Consider the following 17,599-nt stretch of genomic DNA (forward strand, 5'->3'; position numbering starts at 1 on the left):
GCGCCCGCTGCGGGGCGCCTTTTTGCTTGGGACAGGATAGGGCCGGGCGGGCTCAGCCGCCCTTGGCAAGCTCCTGCTCGATCGCGGCGATGCGCAGCTGCGCCTTTGCCTTGGCCCCCTCGTAACAGGCGCGCGCCGCGGCTTGGTCGATCTGCCGCATGCTTGTCTGGCCGAAGCCGCATGCGCTGCGCGCCGCGATGTCGACGCGCTGCTCCAGCTTCGCGCGATCCTTCGCCTGCGACAGGTCGAGATCCGACGTGTCCACGTGCACGGTGCGCTCGATGGAGCGGGTGCCCGCGGTCGCGGGGGCTGCCAGGGAGAGGGTGATGCCGGCTGCTGCGGCAAAGAGGGCGATAGTTTTCATTGGTCGTCTCCTCGTTTCAGGGTGCGCCGCGGCAAGAAGGGCCTGGGAGAGCCGCGGCGCAGGAATGTTCCTAGACAACGGGGCGCCACTTGGCTTTTGTTGCTCGATCACCGCGTGCGCCGCATCGACCAAGGACCCGCGCTTCCGCCCAACGCCCCGATCCGCTCCACCAGCGGCCGATGACAGGCGACGAAAAATATGCATGATGGCGGCATGATCGTGGCCATCATCTTCGCGTTGGGCATCGCCAACTTCGCGCTCAACCGCGCCGTGCTGGACAGCGGGCACGAGCTGGTGGCGCAGTTCCCCGGCCTGTTCGGCGGCAAGGGCATGGTTTCGCTCGGCTTCGAGTTCGCCGTGCTCCTCGCCGCGATGCTCTTTGCGGCGAACGGTTCGCCGGGCGTGATCTGGGCTTACGCCATCTACAGCGGGGCGAACGGGGTGGCGGCCTGGCTCGTGCTGTCGCAGCGGATCTGACCGCGGGCGGAGCGGAACCGCGCGAACCGCGGCTCGTTCCCCGTGCATGCGCATAGAGCCGCAACCCATCTGGCTGATAGTCAACGAAAAGAGCGGAAGCTTCAGCGAGGACGCCGTGCAGGCGCTGGCTGAAGCCTTCGACGCCGCCGGCTTTCCGGCACGCCGCATGGTGCGCATCCCCACGGACGAGGCGCCCACACCCGCGCAATTCGACGAAGCGGAGATCCGATTGGCAGCGATCTTCACCGGCGACGGCACGATCAGCTCGATCGTGGCCGGGCTTGGCGGATGGGGCGGCAAGGTGCTGGTGCTGCCCGGCGGAACGATGAACCTGCTCTCCGGTCGCCTCCACGGCGAAGTGGACGAATGCCAGATCGTCGCGCGGTTGGCAGGCGAGGTGACGGCGCGCGACATGCCGATCATCTGCCATGGCGAACGGCAGGCGCTCGTCGGCATATCCGCCGGACCCGGCGCCAAGTGGTACGACGTGCGCGAGGACATGCGCGACCTGTCCATCGGCCAGCTGGTCGGTGATGCAGCCGATGCGGCAAGCGCCACCATTGTGGGACCCTTCGTGCACTGCGTGGAACCTGCACTCGGCCGCGACACCGGCTATCCACTCATCGAACTCGAACCGAGCGAGGAGGGAATCCGCATCGTTGCCTTCACGGCCGCGACGCTGGGCGGCTACCTCGAACAGGGGTGGGCCATGCTGAAGCGCGAATTCCGCGAAGGACCGCACGAGGTACTGGGCCATGCCGACAGCGTGTCGCTGGGCGCGGACGAGGATATCGCCCTGTCGGTCGATGGCGAGCCGCAGGAGGGCAAGCGCGAGGAAACATTTGTCGTGGCGCGGTCCGGTGTCGATCTGGTAGCGACCCGCGCATGACCGATGGCAACGGCCCGCAAGGCCGCGATAAAGCACTGCTGTTCCACTTTTCCGACATTCATTTCGGGCTGGAGGACAACGAGGCGCTCGACTGGGCGAGGGACGAGATCGCGCGTCAGTGCCCCGACGCGGTGGCGATCACCGGCGACCTCACCATGCGCGCCCGGCACCGCGAATTCGCCGCTGCCAAGGACTGGATCCTGTCGCTGGAAGCGCCGGTCACGGTCGAGGTCGGCAACCACGACATGCCCTATTTCAATCCGATCGAGCGGTTCTTCGCGCCGTACAGTCGGTTCAAGGGGATGGAGCAGCTGGTCGAGCGCGAGGTCGACCTGCCCGGCATCGCGGTGATCCCCCTCAAGACCGCGGTACGCGCGCAACCGCGCCTCAACTGGTCGAAGGGCTGGGTCACCGACCGGGCGTTGAAGAAATGCCTCGATGCGATCGACGCCCTGCCGCCCGGCACAAGCGCGCTGGTGACAGTGCACCATCCGCTGCGCGAGGTGGGCACGGAAGGCACCGCCCTGACCAAAAATGGCGAGCGGGCGCTGGCGGAGCTTGCGAAGCGCAACGTGCTCGCGGTCCTGTCGGGCCATGTGCACGACGCCTTCGACCTGGTCGAGCCGACGCCCAACGGTCCGGTGCGGATGATCGGAGCCGGCACCCTGTCCAAGCGGACGCGCTCGACCCCGCCCAGTTTCAACGAATTGCGCTGGGACGGGCAGGAGCTGAACGTGTCCGTCCGCAACCTGGAGCACGTTTCCAGCCGCGATATGATGATCGACGACGTGCCCGAAGATGCGCTCCCCCCGCGCGAGCCGGGCGAGCCCGTGGCCCCGGTTGGCCGCATACCGCGCACCGACCCGCCGGTTCACTAACGCGTTCTTAACCGCCGTGTGCGAGTTTGCCTCCGACCATCGTGGGGGCGAAATGATCAATTTCTTCAAGGCCATCCCGCTCGGTGGACTGCTGACGTGGGTCGTGTGCATCTTTGCAGGCTCGGGCGGGGCATCGGGCGGCCAGCTGGATATCAGGCCGATCGAGATCGTCGATCACACGGTGCTGTGGTCGTGGCCGCTGTTCGGCATCGGCACGCTGCTCGCCTGGGGGATCATGTCGCTGCAAAAATAACGCGCATCCGGACCGGACACGGAAAAAGGGCGGCCCCGCGAGGAGCCGCCCTTTTCGTATCCGTATCGCGCGGAAGGATCAGCGCTTGCTGAACTGGAAGCTGCGACGCGCCTTGGCGCGGCCGTACTTCTTGCGCTCCACCACGCGGCTGTCGCGGGTGAGGAAGCCGGCGGCCTTTACGGTGCTGCGCAGGGCCGGCTCGTACTTGGCGAGTGCCTGGCTGATGCCGTGCTTCACGGCGCCCGCCTGGCCCGACAGGCCGCCGCCCTTGACGGTGGCGACGATGTCGTACTGGCCTTCGCGCTCGGTCACCTGGAACGGCTGGTTCAGAACCAGGCGCAGGGTCGGCCGGGCGAAGTAGACTTCCTGGTCGCGGCCGTTGACGGTGACCTGGCCACTGCCGGGCTTCAGCCAGACGCGGGCGACCGCATCCTTGCGGCGACCGGTGGCATAGGCACGGCCCTGGGCGTCGACTTCCTGCTCGCGCAGCGGGGCGGAGCTGGTTTCGGCAGCGCCTTCGGCCGCGGCGATTGCATCGGCTGCCGGAGCGTCGCCGGCGATGTCCTTCAGGTCCGACAGGTCGGACACGGTGTTCTTTTCGTCAGCCATCACGCGGAAGCCTTGTTCTTGCGGTTCATCGAGGCAACGTCGAGCGTGGCGGGCTTCTGCCCGTCGTGCGGATGCTCCGTGCCGTTGTAGAGGTGCAGCGCCTTCATCTGCTGGCGGCCGAGCGGACCGCGCGGGATCATGCGCTCCACGGCCTTTTCCAGCACGCGGTGCGGAAAGCGGCCTTCCAGCACCTTGGCCGGAGTCGTTTCCTTGATGCCGCCGACATAACCGGTGTGCTTGTAATACACCTTGTCGTTCATCTTCTTGCCGGTGAACTTCACCTTGTCGGCATTGATGACGATGACATGGTCGCCGCAATCGACATGCGGGGTGTAGCTCGGCTTGTGCTTGCCGCGCAGGTGATTGGCGATGATCGCGGCGAGGCGGCCGACGACGAGGCCGTCGGCATCGATGATGTGCCAGTTCTTCTCGACCTCGGCCGGCTTGATCGACCGGGTCTGCTTGCTGAGCGCCTTCATGGCTGGTGGTTTCCGTTGCTGGAATGAATGGGCGAGCGGCGGGCGGCTGGACTGCGTGCGCGAATCCGGGCTGCCATCCGTTTCGAAGGCGCGCTTCTTGCAGAAAAGCGCCGCAAGTCAAGCGAAACAGCGGGTTTGCGGAGAGGTAAAATAATACCGTCGCGAAAATCGCGCGCCTTATTTGGGCGCCGGGACGATCATTAAAGGTCCTGGAGCGTCGCGCTGTCCAGCCACTGCCCCGTCACGCCCGGCACGGCATCGGCCTGCCACCCGATCACGGCAGGCTCGTCGTAAGGGTGGATTTCGGCGAGGATTTCGCACGCCGCCGCGAGCCGTGCCTCGCTCGTCTTGAAAAAGACCCCGACCTCGCGCGCGGTTTGCACCTCCCCTTCCCGGCGGAAGAGCGATTCGACACCGGGAGCGATGTTGGCGCAGGCCACCAGATTGCGGTCGAGCAATTCGCGCGCGGCCGCCCTTGCATCCTCGAGCGTCGCGAAAGGGCACCAGATCATGGCGCTGCTCATGCGCGCCTGCCAATGGCATGGGCGGCCCAGGCGGTCGCCGCCACCAGCAGCGCGCCCACCACCTGGTGCGAGGCGGCGAGCCACAGGGCCACGCCGCTCGTCACGGTGAAGATGCCGAGCAGGATCTGCGTCCCGAACGCGGCGTGGACCGCCACCGATGCACGGCGGTCGGCAGGCCTGGCCTTGCGCGCCAGCACGACCAGGGCGGCGACCGCAGCCCATGCCCACCAGCGATGGAGGAAATGGAGCCAGAACGGATCGTGGGTGAAGGCCCTCCATGCGCCGCGCGACCAGTCGACTTCGGGGACCAGGCGCCCTTGCATCAGCGGCCACGTGTCGGACGCGAGCCCGGCGTTGAGCCCCGCGACCCACGCACCCAGCAGCAACTGGACGAACAGCACGAGCCCGACGATCGCCGCGAAGCCGGTCAGGCGCGCCGGGCGGGAGGCCCCGTCGCGGGCCAGCGCGCGCAGGTCGAGGGCCGTCCACACCAGACCGGCCAGCGTGAAGAGCGCGGTCAGGAGGTGGATGGAAAGCCAGAAATGGCTGACGTCGGTCATCTCGCCCGACAGGCCGGAGCGGACCATCAGCCAGCCGAACGTGCCTTGCAGCCCGCCGAGCGCGAGCAGCGCCAGCAGGCGCGGCTTGTACCCGCGCGGGATCATGCCGCGCACCCAGAAGACCGCCAGCGGCACGGCAAAGGCGATGCCGATCAGCCTGCCGAGCAGGCGGTGGAACCATTCCCAGAAGAAGATGAACTTGAAATCGGACAGCGTCATGCCCGCCGGGCCCGCCTCCAGCCGGTATTCGGGCGTGGCGCGATATTCGGCGTATTCGGCTTCCCACTGCGCTTCCGTCAGCGGGGGGAGCGTGCCGGTCACCGGCTGCCACTGGGTGATCGACAGGCCCGATTCGGTGAGGCGGGTGATCCCGCCCACGGCCACGATCAGCACGACCATCGCGGCGACGATCAGCAGCCAGCGCGCGATTGGCCAAGGCCGCGCGCCGCCTGTCGCTATCGAATCTGCGGATATCTGCCCGGTCGCTGCGCCCATGCGGCATCCATGGGGAGCGCCGCGCCCCCGCGCAAGAGCGTTACCTGCGCGGCTTGCGCATTTCGCCCGGAACCGTGGCGCCCTTGAAACGTGTTATGGTATCACATAAATAGGCCACCAAGTCATGACGCAGACCCAGACCCCGATTCGCCGCAGGCTCGACCGTGCCGGCATCTGGCTATCCGCCCTGTGCGCGGTGCACTGCGTTCTGAGCGTGCTGCTGGTGGCCGGAATCGGTCTGGGCGGTTCGTTCCTGCTCGATCCGATCTTTCACGAAATCGGCCTCGCCATCGCCATGCTCATCGTCGCGGTGGCCATCGGCATCGGCGCCGTGCGGCACAATCGCCCGCTGCCTTTCGTGGTCGCCATGATGGGCCTGACCTTCATGGGTGGCGCGCTGGCCGTGGGGCACGGCACGGACGAGGCGGTGCTGACCGTGATCGGCGTGACCCTGGTGGCCATCGGCCACATCCTGAACTTGCGTCACTCCCACTAGCGCCTATCTCGGCAACATGGCCGAACCCCGCAGCATCATCCTGAACGGCGAACCGCGCTCCACTGTGGCGGCGACGATCGGCGCACTTGCGCTGGAGCTGGAGATCGATCCCGCGAAGATCGCGGTCGAGCGGAACGGGGAGATCGTGCCGCGCTCCACGCTCGGCGCTGCCCCGCTCGGCGACGGCGACGTGCTGGAAATCGTCCACTTCGTCGGCGGCGGATAGGGAGTAAGCGGCGGGCAAGAGGGTTGGCTTGGCCGGGCCCTGCGCCTATCGCGCACCCATGACCCAAAGCCCCAATTCCGACAAGCAAGCCACCGATAGCTGGACCGTAGCCGGACGGACCTTCACCTCGCGCCTGATCGTAGGCACGGGGAAGTACAAGGATTTCCGCCAGAACGCCGACGCGCTGGCCGCCAGCGGGGCGGAAATTGTCACCGTGGCGGTGCGCCGGGTCAACGTTTCGGACCCCAAGGCGCCGATGCTGACCGACTTCATCGATCCCAAGCAGGTCACCTACCTGCCGAACACCGCGGGCTGCTTTACGGCGGACGAGGCGATCCGCACGCTGCGCCTGGCGCGCGAGGCGGGCGGCTGGGATCTCGTGAAGCTGGAAGTGCTCGGCGAAGCGCGCACGCTCTATCCCGACATGCGCGAGACGCTGAAAGCGACCGAGGTGCTGGCGAAAGAGGGTTTCCAACCGATGGTCTACTGCGCCGACGATCCGATCGCGGCGAAGCAGCTGGAAGATGCCGGCGCGGTCGCGATCATGCCGCTCGGCGCACCCATCGGTAGCGGCCTCGGCATCCAGAATCGCGTCACGATCCGCCTCATCGTGGAAGGCGCGAGCGTGCCGGTGCTGGTCGACGCAGGGGTCGGCACGGCGAGCGATGCGGCCGTGGCGATGGAATTGGGTTGCGACGGCGTCCTGATGAACACGGCCATCGCCGAAGCGAAGGACCCGGTGCGCATGGCCCGCGCGATGAAGCTGGCGGTGGAAGCCGGGCGGGAGGCCTATCTTGCGGGCCGTATGGCCACGCGGAAATACGCCGATCCCAGCAGCCCGCTCGCCGGCCTCATCTGAGCGCAACAGGCTTTCCATCCGTCGCAAGCAGGCGGAACATCGCCCCGTTTCAAACCGTTAACTATTCGAGCCGCCCCCCGGCGACTTGCACCGGACCGCCCCCCAGGCCCGCTGCACCCTCGAAGAACGGAGACATATCATGGGCGAACTGACCGAGAAGATCAAAGGCAACACCAACGAAGCCATCGGCAACGTGAAGCAGGAATCGGGCAATCCCGAAACCCGCGCCGAAGGCCGCGCTCAGGAACGCAAGGGCGAAGCCCAGCAGGTGAAGGGCGAAGTCGAAGGCGCGCTCGGCAACGACATCTGATCGAAAGCCATAGCTGACACGAATGGGGCCGCGGGGATTACCGCGGCCCTTTCCGTATGCCCCCCGACGCGCGTTTACGCTTCGCTAACCATATTGCGCGACAGTCTCCCTTGGAATTTCAGGGGGGAATGCGACGATGGGCGTTATGGCAAACGGATCGCTGGCAATCGCGGAGTGGCGGGAGTTCGCCAGCTTCAGCGGGGCCGAGCAGGCCTATATCGAACGCGCGCTCGACATCGGCCTCGCCCGGCGCGATGCCTTCCGCGACCCGATGGGCAAGGATGCGACTGCAACGCGTCGCCACTACATCGCCTACCAGCAGCTGAAGGCGCTGCGCGGCACGATCCCGGCGGCCTATTCGCTCGACGAGCTCGATTGCTTCATGGCGGAGCTGATCGGCCTTGCCCGGTTCGACCTGTCGTGCGGCGCGATCCAGAGCTTTTCGGCCTTTCGCTTCCTGTACGAACGCCTGCTGGGTGCTGCCGTGCGCCCGTGGCTGCCGGCCGCCTTCTGCGCGGCCGCCGCCCTGCCGCAGATTGACCCGCCGCGCCGCAAGGACCTGCTGCAATCGCTCAGCGAAGCCGCCGCCACCGCGCCCGGCTGGAGCGAGACCGAGCCGCAGTTCTTCCCGGAACAGGTCGAGCTGGACGCGGCCTGAGCCGGGCTACTCCCCGTTCAGCTCTTCGAAAATCAGGTAGGTGACCGTAGTGTCGCCGACATTGACCACTTCGTGCCAGGCGACACCCTCGCTCGAATAGCTGGAGCCGGTCTCGATGGTCGCCGTGCGCTCTCCGTCCGCGGACACGAGTTTCATCGTCCCCCCGCTGAGGGCGTAGCCGAAATGGGCGGGGTGGAAATGCCGCTCGTGCCCGACACCCGGCGGAAAGGTGCAGCGCAAGACCCGGCGGTCGGAAGTCTGGTAAAGGCCCTCGCACACGCTCTCGCCAGCCCACCCGGCCTCTAGTGCGCCGGGCAGGGAATCGCTTCCTGGAGCGGTCGCGGTCGCACAGCCGCCCAGGAGCGCCAACGCAGTGCAGGCGACGATTTTCGGTAGTGATTGTCGCAAGCTAACTCCGGTACAACCCGTCCAGCCGTTCTTGGTAGCGGTCGCGGATCTTGTGGCGGCGGATTTTCATTGAGGGGGTCATTTCCTCGTTCTCGATGGCGAAGGGCTCGTCCGCAAAGGCGAACTGGCGGACCTTCTCGATCACCGACAGTTCCTTGTTCACCCGGTCGACGGCGGCGCGCACGGCGGTCTTGAAGGCGGGCAGCTGCTGCAGCGCTTCCATGTCGAACTTCTCGCCATTGGCGCGCGCCCATTCCACCGCCCATTCGGCATCGGGCACGATCAGCCCGACGATGTAGGGCCGCTTGTCGCCCGCCACCATCGCCTGCGCGATCTCCGGCTGCAGGGTCAGCATGCCTTCGACCTTTTGCGGGGCGACATTGTCACCCTTGTCGTTGACGATCATGTCCTTCTTGCGGTCGGTGATGACGATGCGGTTCTTGTCGTCCAAATGGCCGATATCGCCGGTGTGAAGCCAACCGTCCTGCAGCGTGCGCGCGGTTTCCGCCGGGTTCTGCCAATAGCCCTGCATCACCAGTTCCCCGCGCACGAGGATCTCGCCGTCGTCGGCGATCTTCACCTCGACCCCGCGCATCGGCGGGCCGACCGTGTCCATCTTGAGCCCGGCAGCGGGCCGGTTGCAGCTGATTACCGGCGCGGCTTCGGTCTGGCCGTAGCCCTGCAGCATGGTGAGGCCCATCGCCTGGAAGAAATTGCCGACTTCGGGATTGAGCGGCGCGCCGCCCGAAACCATCGCCTTCATCCGCCCGCCGAACTTGTCGCGGATCTTCGGACGCAGCGTCTTTTCGAGGATGAAGTCCATCGGCCTGTCACGCAGCCGCGTCTTGCCGTCGCGGGAATGCTCCACGATGCCGAGCGCGCGATCCATCATGTAATTGGCCGCCTTGCCCTGCTTCTCGACCTGCTTGATGATGCGCGTGCGCAGCACTTCGAACAGGCGCGGGACCACGACCATGATCGTCGGGCGCGTTTCCTCGATATTGCTGGCGAGCTTCTCCAGCCCTTCGGCATAGTAGATTTCCGCGCCGACCGCGATCGGCAGGAATTGCCCGCCGGTGTGCTCGTAGGCGTGGGAGAGGGGCAGGAAGGACAGGAAACGCTCTTCATCGATGCCGAAGTCTTCCTGCAGGATGTCGGCCGCGCCGGTCGCGTTGGTCAGGATGGCGCCGTGGTGCTGCAACACGCCGCGCGGGGCGCCGCCGGTGCCGCTGGTGTAGATGATGCAGGCGGTGTCGGCCCGGCCGATGCCCTTCATCCGCTCGTCCACCGCCTTGCGGTTGGCGGCCGCGTCGCCGCTGACCATCTGGCTCCATGCGTGGCAGGTGAAGCCCATCGACTGGCTGCGCTTCACGCCGTCGATCGGGATGATGTGTTCCGCCGCGCCGGAACGCATCATGGCGGGGATCAACGGCTGGGCGAGCTTGTCGGAACTCACGATGACGGCCCGCGCGCCCGAATTGTCGAGGATGTGCTGGTGGTCGCGTTCCGTATTGGTGACGTAGGCGGGCACGGTGATGCAGCCGGCGGCCATGATGCCGAGGTCGGCGATGCACCATTCAGGGCGGTTCTCGCTCACGATCATGACCCGATCGCCAGCCTCCAGCCCCAGGCTGCGCAGGTTTTCGGCCAGGTTGCAGACCTGGTCCGCCACTTCGCGCCAGCTCATCGTCTGCCAGCCGCCCTCGCGCTTCGCGCCGAGGAACGGGGCGTCGCCCTTGGCGTCGGCGCGCTGGAAGAACAGTTCGACCAGGCTGCTGACCCGGTCCATGGCTTCGATGTCGATGACGGCCAAAGCGGCACCTCTCGTTCTGTGCGACATGCAATAGTTGCAATGGCAACCGGATGGCGGGGTTTAGGGTTCCGCCGTGCCCGCCGCAAGCGTGCGCGGCCTGTGCCCCGTCACTCCCCGTCCGGCATCACCAGCTGCGGGGCGAGGCGCGGGTCGATCGCGGTCTCCCACGCCTCCCCGTTCCAGCGCGCGCCGGTGGTCCAGTGGTTGAGCGGGACGAGGCGCGGGGCGGCATGGCCCATCGCTTCCAGCTGCGGCGCCAGCGCGGCAAGCGAAGTGCCTTGTTCCAGCGCGGGGCGGTCGCCGTAATACATGGCGAAGGGCAGGGCGAGCGCGTCTTCCAGCTCCATCCCGAAGTCGATTACCCCGATGATGCTGCGCGCGGTCTGGACCGGTATCGTCGGCCCGCCCTTCGCGCCGATGATGAGGTAGGGAGCGCCATCGGGTGCGAAGACGATGGTCGGCGCCATCGAGCTGCGCGGGCGCTTTGCCGCCTCCACCCGGTTCGCAACCGGCCGTCCGTCCACGTCCGGGCTGAAGCTGAAATCGGTCAGTTCGTTGTTGAGGTAGAACCCGCCGAAGCGATGGCCGGAGCCGAAGGCGCTTTCGATGGTGGAGGTGTAGCTGACCACCGTGCCCGCCCCGTCGGCAGCGACAAAATGCGTCGTGCCCGACTCGACCGGCTCGTCCCCGTCGGCCTGCGCGGTCGGTGCGCCGGGCGGCATGCCGGGCAGCGCGCGGTCGAGGGCGCGTTCGGCGCTCAGCAAGGCACCGCGTGCCGAGACATAGGCCGGGTCGACCAGCCCTTCGGTCGGCACGAACACGTAATCGCTATCGCCGATGTACAGCTCGCGGTCGGCATAGGCGAGGCGCTGGGAATCGAGGAACAGGCTCCAGAATTGTGGCGACTCAGGGCCCATCGCGCCAATGTCGAACCGCTCGAGCTGGCCGAGCATCTGGAGCACTGCCACCCCGCCGGAAGAGGGCGGACCCATGCCGCAGATGCGATAGGCGCGGTACATGCCGCATACCGGTTGGCGCTGGCGGGCAGTGTAGGCCTCGATATCGCTCGCCGTCATGCCGCGCGCGCCGGGGGTGGCCTGCCAGATCACCTGCGCCATCTCGCGCGCCCTGTCGCCGCTGTAGAAAGCTTGCGCACCGCCATCGGCAATCGCCTGCAGCGTGACCGCGAGTTCGGGGATGCGGATCACCGTGCCGACGGGCTTCGCGCTGCCGTCCGGCCGGTAGAAGATCGCCGCCGCATCCGCGCTGAGGGCCCCGCGGCCCTTCTCGTCGGTCAGGGCGCCGTGCAGCCGCGGGTTCATCGCGAACCCGTCGCGCGCCAGGCGGATGGCGGGGCCGAACAGCGTGGCCCAGTCCAGCCGGCCGTATCGTTCGTGCGCTTCTGCGGCGAGGGCGACGTTGCCCGGCACGCCGATGGCAAGGCCGGTGGCCACGGCATCGGCGAAGCTGCGCGGGTTGCCGGCGTTGTCGAGGAACCAGTCGGGCGTGGCGGCGACCGGCGCGGTTTCGCGCCCGTCCAGCGTCACGACGTTGCCGGCACGGTCGCTCCAGACAAGGAAACCGCCCCCGCCGATGCCGGAACTTTGCGGCTCGACGACGGTGAGCGCTAACATGGTGGCGATGGCCGCGTCGGTCGCGCTGCCGCCCAGCGCCAGCATCTCCTCGCCCGCAGCGGTGGCGCGCGGGTCGTTGGCGGACACGATCCCGGCGCGCTCGGTCTGTGCGATGGGATTGCCGGGGGCGGACCCGGCAATGGTCTGGCAGGATGCCAGAGCCAGGCTGGCAAACGCGGCGGAAAGGGCGGTGAGCGCGGTCCGGAATGTCATGCGCCGTTGGCTATTCGTTTCCGACCGCCTCGGCAATGGCGGAGTACCCCTCCCGCTTCATCGCCGCCAGCAGCCCCTCGTTGATCCGGCGCGGCAGACCGGGCCCTTTGTAAACGAGCGCGCTGTACAGCTGGACCAAGCTGGCGCCGGCCTTGATACGTGCCCACGCATCGTCGGCACTGGCGATCCCGCCCACGCCGATCAGCGGGATCCGCCCGCCCGTCGCCTGACGGAAATCGCGGATGCGCTGGAGGGCGAGGTCGCGCAGCGGCGCGCCCGACAGTCCGCCGCTCTCGATCCGGTGGGGCGAGGCAAGGTCGGGTCGCGCAATCGTGGTGTTGGAGACGATCAGCGCGGAAAGCCCGCTCTCGATCGCAATGCGCGCGATGGCATCGATATCGGCAGGTTCGAGGTCGGGCGCCACTTTCAGGAACACCGGCGGACCGTCGCCGCCGCGCGCCTCGAACACCGCATCCAGCAGGGCGGTGAGCGCGCCTTCGTCCTGCAGGGCGCGCAGGCCCGGCGTGTTGGGGCTGGAAATGTTGACCGCAAGGTAGCTGGCGAGCGGCGCCATCAGCTGGGTCATCTTCGCGTAATCGGCGATGCGATCCTCGCTGTCCTTGTTCGCCCCGATATTCACCCCGACCACGCCCGGACGCCCCGCCCGCTTGCGTAGTCGCGACAGGGCGGCGGTGGCGCCCGCGTTGTTGAAGCCCATCCGGTTGATGACCGCCTCGTCTTCGACCAGGCGAAACAGCCGCGGCTTGGGATTGCCCGCCTGCGGGCGCGGGGTGACGCTTCCGATCTCGACCGAACCGAAGCCGAAGCCCAGCATCGCGTCGGGCACCTCGGCGTCTTTGTCGTATCCGGCGGCGAGGCCCACCGGGTTGGGAAAGCGGACGCCTGCGACCTCGCTCGCCAGCGCGGGATCGCTGCCGGGCGGCGTCCCGGGCGGCAGGGCTTTCAGGCCGTTGATGGTCAGGCGGTGAGCGCGCTCGGGATCGAGTGCGAAAATGGCCGGGCGGACGAGGTCGAACAGCATGGGCGCCCTCATGCGGCGAAAGGGCGTATGTGGCAATCTTACGCAGCCCATGGGCGCCAAGCCGGTGGCATTCCGGCGCATTTTAGTGCATATGCCACAATTATCGCGTCCTTACACATCCGGGTCGGGCGCTCTGCGGTTTTGGGGGAAACACGCACATGGTCGATTCCGACAAGTTCCGTTTTCGCTTCCTGCCCGCGCCCGAAGGGCTCTCCCCGTTCATCGATTCGCTGTACACGTTCGAAACCGATGTCAGCGAGATCGACGACATTCTGCCCGCCTATTCGGCGCAGCTGATTGTGTACGCGCGCGGGCAGGCGACGATGGAAATGCCCGGCGGCGGCACCGGGCGGTCGAGCGAAGCCTATTTCCTCACCCCGCTGCTGGAAGCGGCACCGTTCCACCTGTCGGGCCCGGTGCGGGCCGCCGGCGTTTCGCTCACCGCGCGCGGCTGGGCTGCGCTGTCGGGCATGCCGGTGGACGAATACGGCAACCGGACGATGGATGCGGCCGAAGTGCTGGAGGGCGATCTCGCGGACCGGCTCACGGCGATCGCCCCGGCGCTGCGAGACGGGGAGATCGATGCCGAAGGGGCGGCCGGGCTGATGGCCGAAGTGGTTCGCGACGGGCTGAAGCCGCTGCGCCCGCAGCACGTCCAGATGATCGAGCGGACCTTCGCTTGGCTCAATTCCGACCTCAATCCGGAGATCGCGGACCTTGAAAAGGAACTGGGCCTGTCGGCGCGCCAGCTCCAGCGCCTGTGCCGCCGCTTCTTCGGTCGCCCGACCAAGGGCGTGGTCACTCGATTCCGCGCGATTCGCTCGGCAACCATCCTCGCCGATCCCAATCTGACGGCGGAGCTGCGCTCCAAGGTGACCGATGCCTATTACGACCAAGCGCACATGATCCACGAGATCCAGCGCTATACCGGTCGCACGCCCAAGCGTCTCTCGCCGGACGAGCCACACCTGGGGGTCGAGACGCTTGGCACCGGTGGTTACGGCAACATCGACCTTCATGCTGTCGAACAGGGCGGGAAACGCCCAATCAATTGACTTTCTCTGTAATTTCTCCAATAGGCACCCGGCATCGTAGTTAACCGGGTCGCTCTGGAGAACTAAAGATGAGCTTCGACGGACGGGAACCCAAGTCTGGCGTTCCGTCCGATTGGGGCAAGCAGCGCGGCGGACTTACGCCAAGCGCGTCGTTCACGGTCGATTACTTGCCCGTTCCGACACATTTATTCGATTACATTACAACGATGTACTGGTTCCGCTGCGAGGATAGCGAGATATCCGACATCCAGCCCGCCTCGATCGGCCACCTGTCGCTGTTCGCCAAGGGCGAAGGCACCATGTACTTCGGCGAGGAGCGGAGCGAGCCGTCTCACCGCATGAGCCTGCTCACGCCACTATCCATCGCCGCGCCGTTCGAAGTGCAGGGGCCGTTCCACCCGATCGGTGCGGCGCTCACGCCGCTGGGCTGGGCGGGGCTGACGGGCCTACACGCAGCGCAGCACAGCAACCACATCTACCGCGCCGAGGATACGCTGGGCGGGGAGATCGGCCGCCTCGGCGAGATCTGGAGCGAAGGCTATCGCAGCGGCGCCTTGTCGGCGCAGGACATCGCAGCGGCGCTGGCGGACTATATCGGCGCGAATTCGAAAACCGTGCCGGCCAGGCACCGCGACCTGATCGCGGCGACCAACCGGTGGCTGGCTGCCGACCTCGATCCCGACCTCGACGATCTCTACGACAGCCTCGGTTATTCGCGCCGCCAGGTGCAGCGCGTGCTGGAACAATATTTGGGGCTGCCTCCGGTGGCATTGAAGCGCAAGTATCGCGCCTTGCGGGCAGCCGCCCTGCTGTCCCTGCCTGAACTTGCGCCCGACTTCGAGCGCCAGGTCTACGACGCCTTCTTCGACCAGCCGCACAGGATCCGCGAGATCGGCCTGTTCGTGGGGCGCACGCCTGCGCGGCTGAGCGACGACGCGAGCCCTTTCCTGAGCGAAATGCTGGATACGCAGAACTTTCGCGAGATCGGCGGGCTGGCGAAAAACTAAGGCGATACCGACATTTAAGAACGACTCGCAACAAGGGTTTTCGCCTTGAAAGGGCGGTTTTGCGCGCCTAGCTGCTATTCGGAACGAATTGGTCCGAATTGATGCGGACCGCAGAGCCGAGCTCCCTATGCGACTGTCCAACCTTGCCGATTACGCTGTGCTCACCATGAGCCAGGCCGCGCGCCATTGCGGCGACGGGCGAACCAGCGCGGCGGAGCTGGCCGGCGAAACCGGTCTGCCTGCGCCCACCGTGCAGAAACTGGTCAGCAAGCTTTCGGCAGCCGGCCTGCTGCGCTCCACCCGCGGCGCGAACGGCGGGTTGCAGCTGGCGCGCCCGGCAGCGGCGATCACGCTGGCCGACATCGTCGAGGCGGTGGAAGGGCCGATCGCGCTGACCGCCTGCGTCGAGGGTAGCGACTGCGCAGTAGGTCATGAATGCTATGTCCGGCCGCATTGGCCGATGATAAATTCCGCCCTGCGCGGCGCATTGGCGGGCATCAGCCTGACCCAGCTGGCGCAGGCTGCGGACACGAACTCCAGGGAAGCGGCATGAGCCAGGATACCGACATTCAGGAAAACCCCGTGATGGACGCCGAGGCGCGCGAAGCCGCCGCCAGGGCCGCCGACTACGAATACGGCTGGGCCAGCGACATCGAACAGGATTTCGCGCCCAAGGGCCTGAACGAAGACACCGTCCGCTTCATTTCCGCCAAGAAGGGCGAGCCCGAGTGGATGCTCGACTGGCGCCTCAAGGCCTTCCGCCTGTGGCAGACCATGGAAGAGCCGGACTGGGCCAAGCTCGGCTATCCGAAGATCGATTACCAGGATGCCTATTACTACGCCGAGCCCAAGGCAAAGCCGAAGCTGGATTCGCTCGACGAGCTCGATCCGGAGATCAAGGCGGTCTACGACAAGCTCGGCATCCCGATCGCGGAGCAGGAAGTGCTCGCCGGGGTGGAAGGTGCGCGCAAGGTGGCTGTGGACGCAGTGTTCGACAGCGTCAGCGTGGCGACCACTTTCCGCAAGGAACTGGAAGCCGCCGGCGTCATCTTCATGTCGATTTCCGAAGCGATCCGCGAGCATCCGGAGCTGGTGAAGAAATGGCTCGGCAAGGTGGTGCCGCAGCGCGACAATTATTTCGCCACGCTCAACTGCGCGGTCTTTTCGGACGGCACCTTCGTCTACATTCCCGAAGGCGTGCGCTGCCCGATGGAACTGTCCACCTATTTCCGCATCAATGCGGAGAACACCGGCCAGTTCGAACGCACGCTGATCGTCGCCGAGAAAGGCAGCTACGTCAGCTACCTCGAAGGCTGCACCGCGCCGATGCGCGACGAGAACCAGCTGCACGCCGCGGTGGTGGAACTGGTCGCGATGGACGATGCGGAGATCAAGTATTCGACCGTGCAGAACTGGTACCCCGGCGATGCCGAGGGGAAGGGCGGGATCTATAATTTCGTGACCAAGCGCGGATTGTGCCAGGGCGCGCGCAGCAAGATCAGCTGGACGCAGGTTGAAACCGGCAGCGCGGTGACGTGGAAATATCCCTCCTGCGTGCTCAACGGCGTCGACAGCGTGGGCGAATTCTATTCGGTCGCGGTTACGAATAACCACCAGCAGGCGGATACGGGAACCAAGATGGTTCACAACGCGCCGGGCACCCGCAGCACGATCATCTCCAAGGGAATCAGTGCGGGCAAGAGCAACAACACCTATCGCGGGCTCGTCCGCGTGGGGCCGAATGCGGACAATGTGCGCAACCGGACGGAATGCGACAGCTTGCTGATCGGCAGCGAATGCGGTGCGCACACCGTGCCCTATATCGAGGTGAAGAACCCCACCGCGCAGATCGAGCACGAGGCCACCACCAGCAAGATCAGCGACGACCAGCTGTTCTACGCCATGCAGCGCGGCCTGGGCGAGGAAGAGGCGATGGCGCTGATCGTCAACGGCTTCGCCAAGGAAGTGATGAAGCAACTGCCGATGGAATTCGCCGTGGAAGCACAGAAGCTGCTGGCGATCTCGCTTGAGGGGAGTGTGGGGTGATGGGTGGATTCCTAGCAATCTTGGTTGGCTTAATCGCTCTTTCTTTCCTTCCTGTAATTGCAGCAGGCTGGCTCTTCGCAGGTAGGCGACCCTACCTTGTGAGCGCCCTTCTGCTTGCGGCATTCATATTCCTGTCTTCGCACGTCGAATTCCACCCAATTGCCTCGATAATCCATTACTTTGTGGTGGTTGCGCTTTACGTAGTTGGTGGGAAGATCCGGACTGGGAAAGGCACAGATGAATTGCTGAGCGGTGGAAAGAAGGAGAATGGATGATGGGTCTTTTTAGCTTTCTGTTCGGTAGT

At 66.2% G+C, this 17,599-nt stretch carries 23 protein-coding genes; 14 read left to right on the top strand and 9 right to left on the bottom strand.

The window, feature by feature from the left end; all coding sequences use genetic code 11:
- Positions 1-52: 52 nt before the first annotated feature.
- Positions 53-364 (bottom strand): UrcA family protein, encoded by a 312-nt coding sequence (locus QQW98_RS05170; protein WP_290136471.1) that lies wholly within the window; start codon positions 362-364, stop codon positions 53-55.
- A 213-nt stretch (positions 365-577) separates the two neighbouring features.
- On the opposite strand from QQW98_RS05170, the gene QQW98_RS05175 reads away from it, so the two are divergent.
- The 4 genes from QQW98_RS05175 to QQW98_RS05190 are packed head-to-tail and all read left to right on the top strand — an operon-like array spanning position 578 to position 2,861.
- Positions 578-841 (top strand): hypothetical protein, encoded by a 264-nt coding sequence (locus QQW98_RS05175; protein ID WP_290136870.1) that lies wholly within the window; start codon positions 578-580, stop codon positions 839-841.
- Positions 842-887: 46 nt separating this feature from the next.
- The gene (locus QQW98_RS05180) at positions 888-1,730 is read left to right on the top strand and encodes a diacylglycerol kinase family protein (protein ID WP_290136472.1); all 843 of its coding nucleotides are present in this window, start codon (positions 888-890) and stop codon (positions 1,728-1,730) included.
- The gene (locus QQW98_RS05185) at positions 1,727-2,608 is read left to right on the top strand and encodes a metallophosphoesterase family protein (protein ID WP_290136473.1); all 882 of its coding nucleotides are present in this window, start codon (positions 1,727-1,729) and stop codon (positions 2,606-2,608) included. Before QQW98_RS05180 ends, QQW98_RS05185 begins: the two co-directional genes overlap by 4 nt.
- 52 nt (positions 2,609-2,660) lie before the next feature.
- A complete protein-coding gene (locus tag QQW98_RS05190) occupies positions 2,661-2,861 on the top strand; it encodes a hypothetical protein (protein WP_290136474.1) in 201 nt (66 codons plus the stop codon).
- Positions 2,862-2,939: 78 nt separating this feature from the next.
- On the opposite strand, the gene rpsI is transcribed toward QQW98_RS05190, so the two are convergent.
- The 4 genes from rpsI to QQW98_RS05210 form a co-directional block, all read right to left on the bottom strand.
- The gene (gene rpsI / locus QQW98_RS05195) at positions 2,940-3,470 is read right to left on the bottom strand and encodes a 30S ribosomal protein S9 (protein WP_290136475.1); all 531 of its coding nucleotides are present in this window, start codon (positions 3,468-3,470) and stop codon (positions 2,940-2,942) included.
- Positions 3,470-3,949: a 50S ribosomal protein L13 gene (gene rplM, locus QQW98_RS05200; protein ID WP_290136476.1), complete on the bottom strand. Its 480-nt coding sequence runs from the start codon at positions 3,947-3,949 to the stop codon at positions 3,470-3,472. Before rplM ends, rpsI begins: the two co-directional genes overlap by 1 nt.
- Before the next feature lie 200 nt (positions 3,950-4,149).
- Complete coding sequence (cutA, locus tag QQW98_RS05205; RefSeq protein WP_290136477.1) at positions 4,150-4,473, bottom strand: divalent-cation tolerance protein CutA; 324 nt, start codon at positions 4,471-4,473, stop codon at positions 4,150-4,152.
- A complete protein-coding gene (locus tag QQW98_RS05210; protein ID WP_290136478.1) occupies positions 4,470-5,528 on the bottom strand; it encodes a COX15/CtaA family protein in 1,059 nt (352 codons plus the stop codon). Before QQW98_RS05210 ends, cutA begins: the two co-directional genes overlap by 4 nt.
- Positions 5,529-5,652: 124 nt before the next feature.
- On the opposite strand from QQW98_RS05210, the gene QQW98_RS05215 reads away from it, so the two are divergent.
- The 5 genes from QQW98_RS05215 to QQW98_RS05235 all read left to right on the top strand — a co-directional run bounded on the left by QQW98_RS05215 (position 5,653) and on the right by QQW98_RS05235 (position 8,077).
- On the top strand, positions 5,653-6,024 hold the full coding sequence (locus tag QQW98_RS05215; RefSeq protein WP_290136479.1) for a MerC domain-containing protein: 372 nt from the start codon (positions 5,653-5,655) through the stop codon (positions 6,022-6,024).
- 16 nt (positions 6,025-6,040) lie between these two features.
- Entirely contained in the window at positions 6,041-6,250 is a 210-nt protein-coding gene (thiS, locus tag QQW98_RS05220) for a sulfur carrier protein ThiS (RefSeq protein ID WP_290136480.1), read from the top strand.
- A 58-nt stretch (positions 6,251-6,308) separates the two neighbouring features.
- Positions 6,309-7,109 carry a bifunctional sulfur carrier protein/thiazole synthase protein gene (locus QQW98_RS05225; protein ID WP_290136481.1) on the top strand — a complete coding sequence of 267 codons (801 nt, stop codon included), beginning with the start codon at positions 6,309-6,311 and terminating at the stop codon, positions 7,107-7,109.
- Positions 7,110-7,248: 139 nt separating this feature from the next.
- Entirely contained in the window at positions 7,249-7,419 is a 171-nt protein-coding gene (locus QQW98_RS05230; RefSeq protein ID WP_290136482.1) for a CsbD family protein, read from the top strand.
- A gap of 136 nt (positions 7,420-7,555) precedes the next feature.
- Positions 7,556-8,077, top strand: a complete 522-nt coding sequence (locus QQW98_RS05235) for a hypothetical protein (protein WP_290136483.1) — start codon at positions 7,556-7,558, stop codon at positions 8,075-8,077.
- 6 nt (positions 8,078-8,083) lie between these two features.
- Here QQW98_RS05235 and QQW98_RS05240 read toward each other — a convergent pair whose 3' ends face one another.
- From QQW98_RS05240 to QQW98_RS05255, 4 genes are all read right to left on the bottom strand, one after another.
- A complete protein-coding gene (locus QQW98_RS05240; RefSeq protein ID WP_290136484.1) occupies positions 8,084-8,356 on the bottom strand; it encodes a cupin domain-containing protein in 273 nt (90 codons plus the stop codon).
- Between the two features lie 130 nt (positions 8,357-8,486).
- Positions 8,487-10,274 (bottom strand): AMP-dependent synthetase/ligase, encoded by a 1,788-nt coding sequence (locus QQW98_RS05245; protein WP_290136871.1) that lies wholly within the window; start codon positions 10,272-10,274, stop codon positions 8,487-8,489.
- Between the two features lie 131 nt (positions 10,275-10,405).
- Positions 10,406-12,145, bottom strand: a complete 1,740-nt coding sequence (gene ggt / locus QQW98_RS05250) for a gamma-glutamyltransferase (protein ID WP_290136485.1) — start codon at positions 12,143-12,145, stop codon at positions 10,406-10,408.
- Between the two features lie 10 nt (positions 12,146-12,155).
- Positions 12,156-13,187: a quinone-dependent dihydroorotate dehydrogenase gene (locus tag QQW98_RS05255; protein ID WP_290136486.1), complete on the bottom strand. Its 1,032-nt coding sequence runs from the start codon at positions 13,185-13,187 to the stop codon at positions 12,156-12,158.
- A 158-nt stretch (positions 13,188-13,345) separates the two neighbouring features.
- Here QQW98_RS05255 and QQW98_RS05260 point away from each other — a divergent pair, with 158 nt between their 5' ends.
- From QQW98_RS05260 to QQW98_RS05280, 5 genes are all read left to right on the top strand, one after another.
- Positions 13,346-14,242 carry a helix-turn-helix domain-containing protein gene (locus QQW98_RS05260; RefSeq protein WP_290136487.1) on the top strand — a complete coding sequence of 299 codons (897 nt, stop codon included), beginning with the start codon at positions 13,346-13,348 and terminating at the stop codon, positions 14,240-14,242.
- Positions 14,243-14,310: 68 nt separating this feature from the next.
- Entirely contained in the window at positions 14,311-15,249 is a 939-nt protein-coding gene (locus tag QQW98_RS05265) for an AraC family transcriptional regulator (RefSeq protein ID WP_290136488.1), read from the top strand.
- Between the two features lie 127 nt (positions 15,250-15,376).
- Positions 15,377-15,802: an SUF system Fe-S cluster assembly regulator gene (locus tag QQW98_RS05270; RefSeq protein WP_290136489.1), complete on the top strand. Its 426-nt coding sequence runs from the start codon at positions 15,377-15,379 to the stop codon at positions 15,800-15,802.
- Positions 15,799-17,295, top strand: a complete 1,497-nt coding sequence (sufB, locus tag QQW98_RS05275; RefSeq protein WP_290136490.1) for a Fe-S cluster assembly protein SufB — start codon at positions 15,799-15,801, stop codon at positions 17,293-17,295. Before QQW98_RS05270 ends, sufB begins: the two co-directional genes overlap by 4 nt.
- Positions 17,292-17,570, top strand: coding sequence for a hypothetical protein (locus tag QQW98_RS05280; protein ID WP_290136491.1), 279 nt, complete (start codon positions 17,292-17,294; stop codon positions 17,568-17,570). Before sufB ends, QQW98_RS05280 begins: the two co-directional genes overlap by 4 nt.
- Positions 17,571-17,599: the final 29 nt, after the last annotated feature.

Source organism: Alteriqipengyuania flavescens (genome assembly GCF_030406725.1).
GTDB lineage: Bacteria > Pseudomonadota > Alphaproteobacteria > Sphingomonadales > Sphingomonadaceae > Alteriqipengyuania_B > Alteriqipengyuania_B flavescens.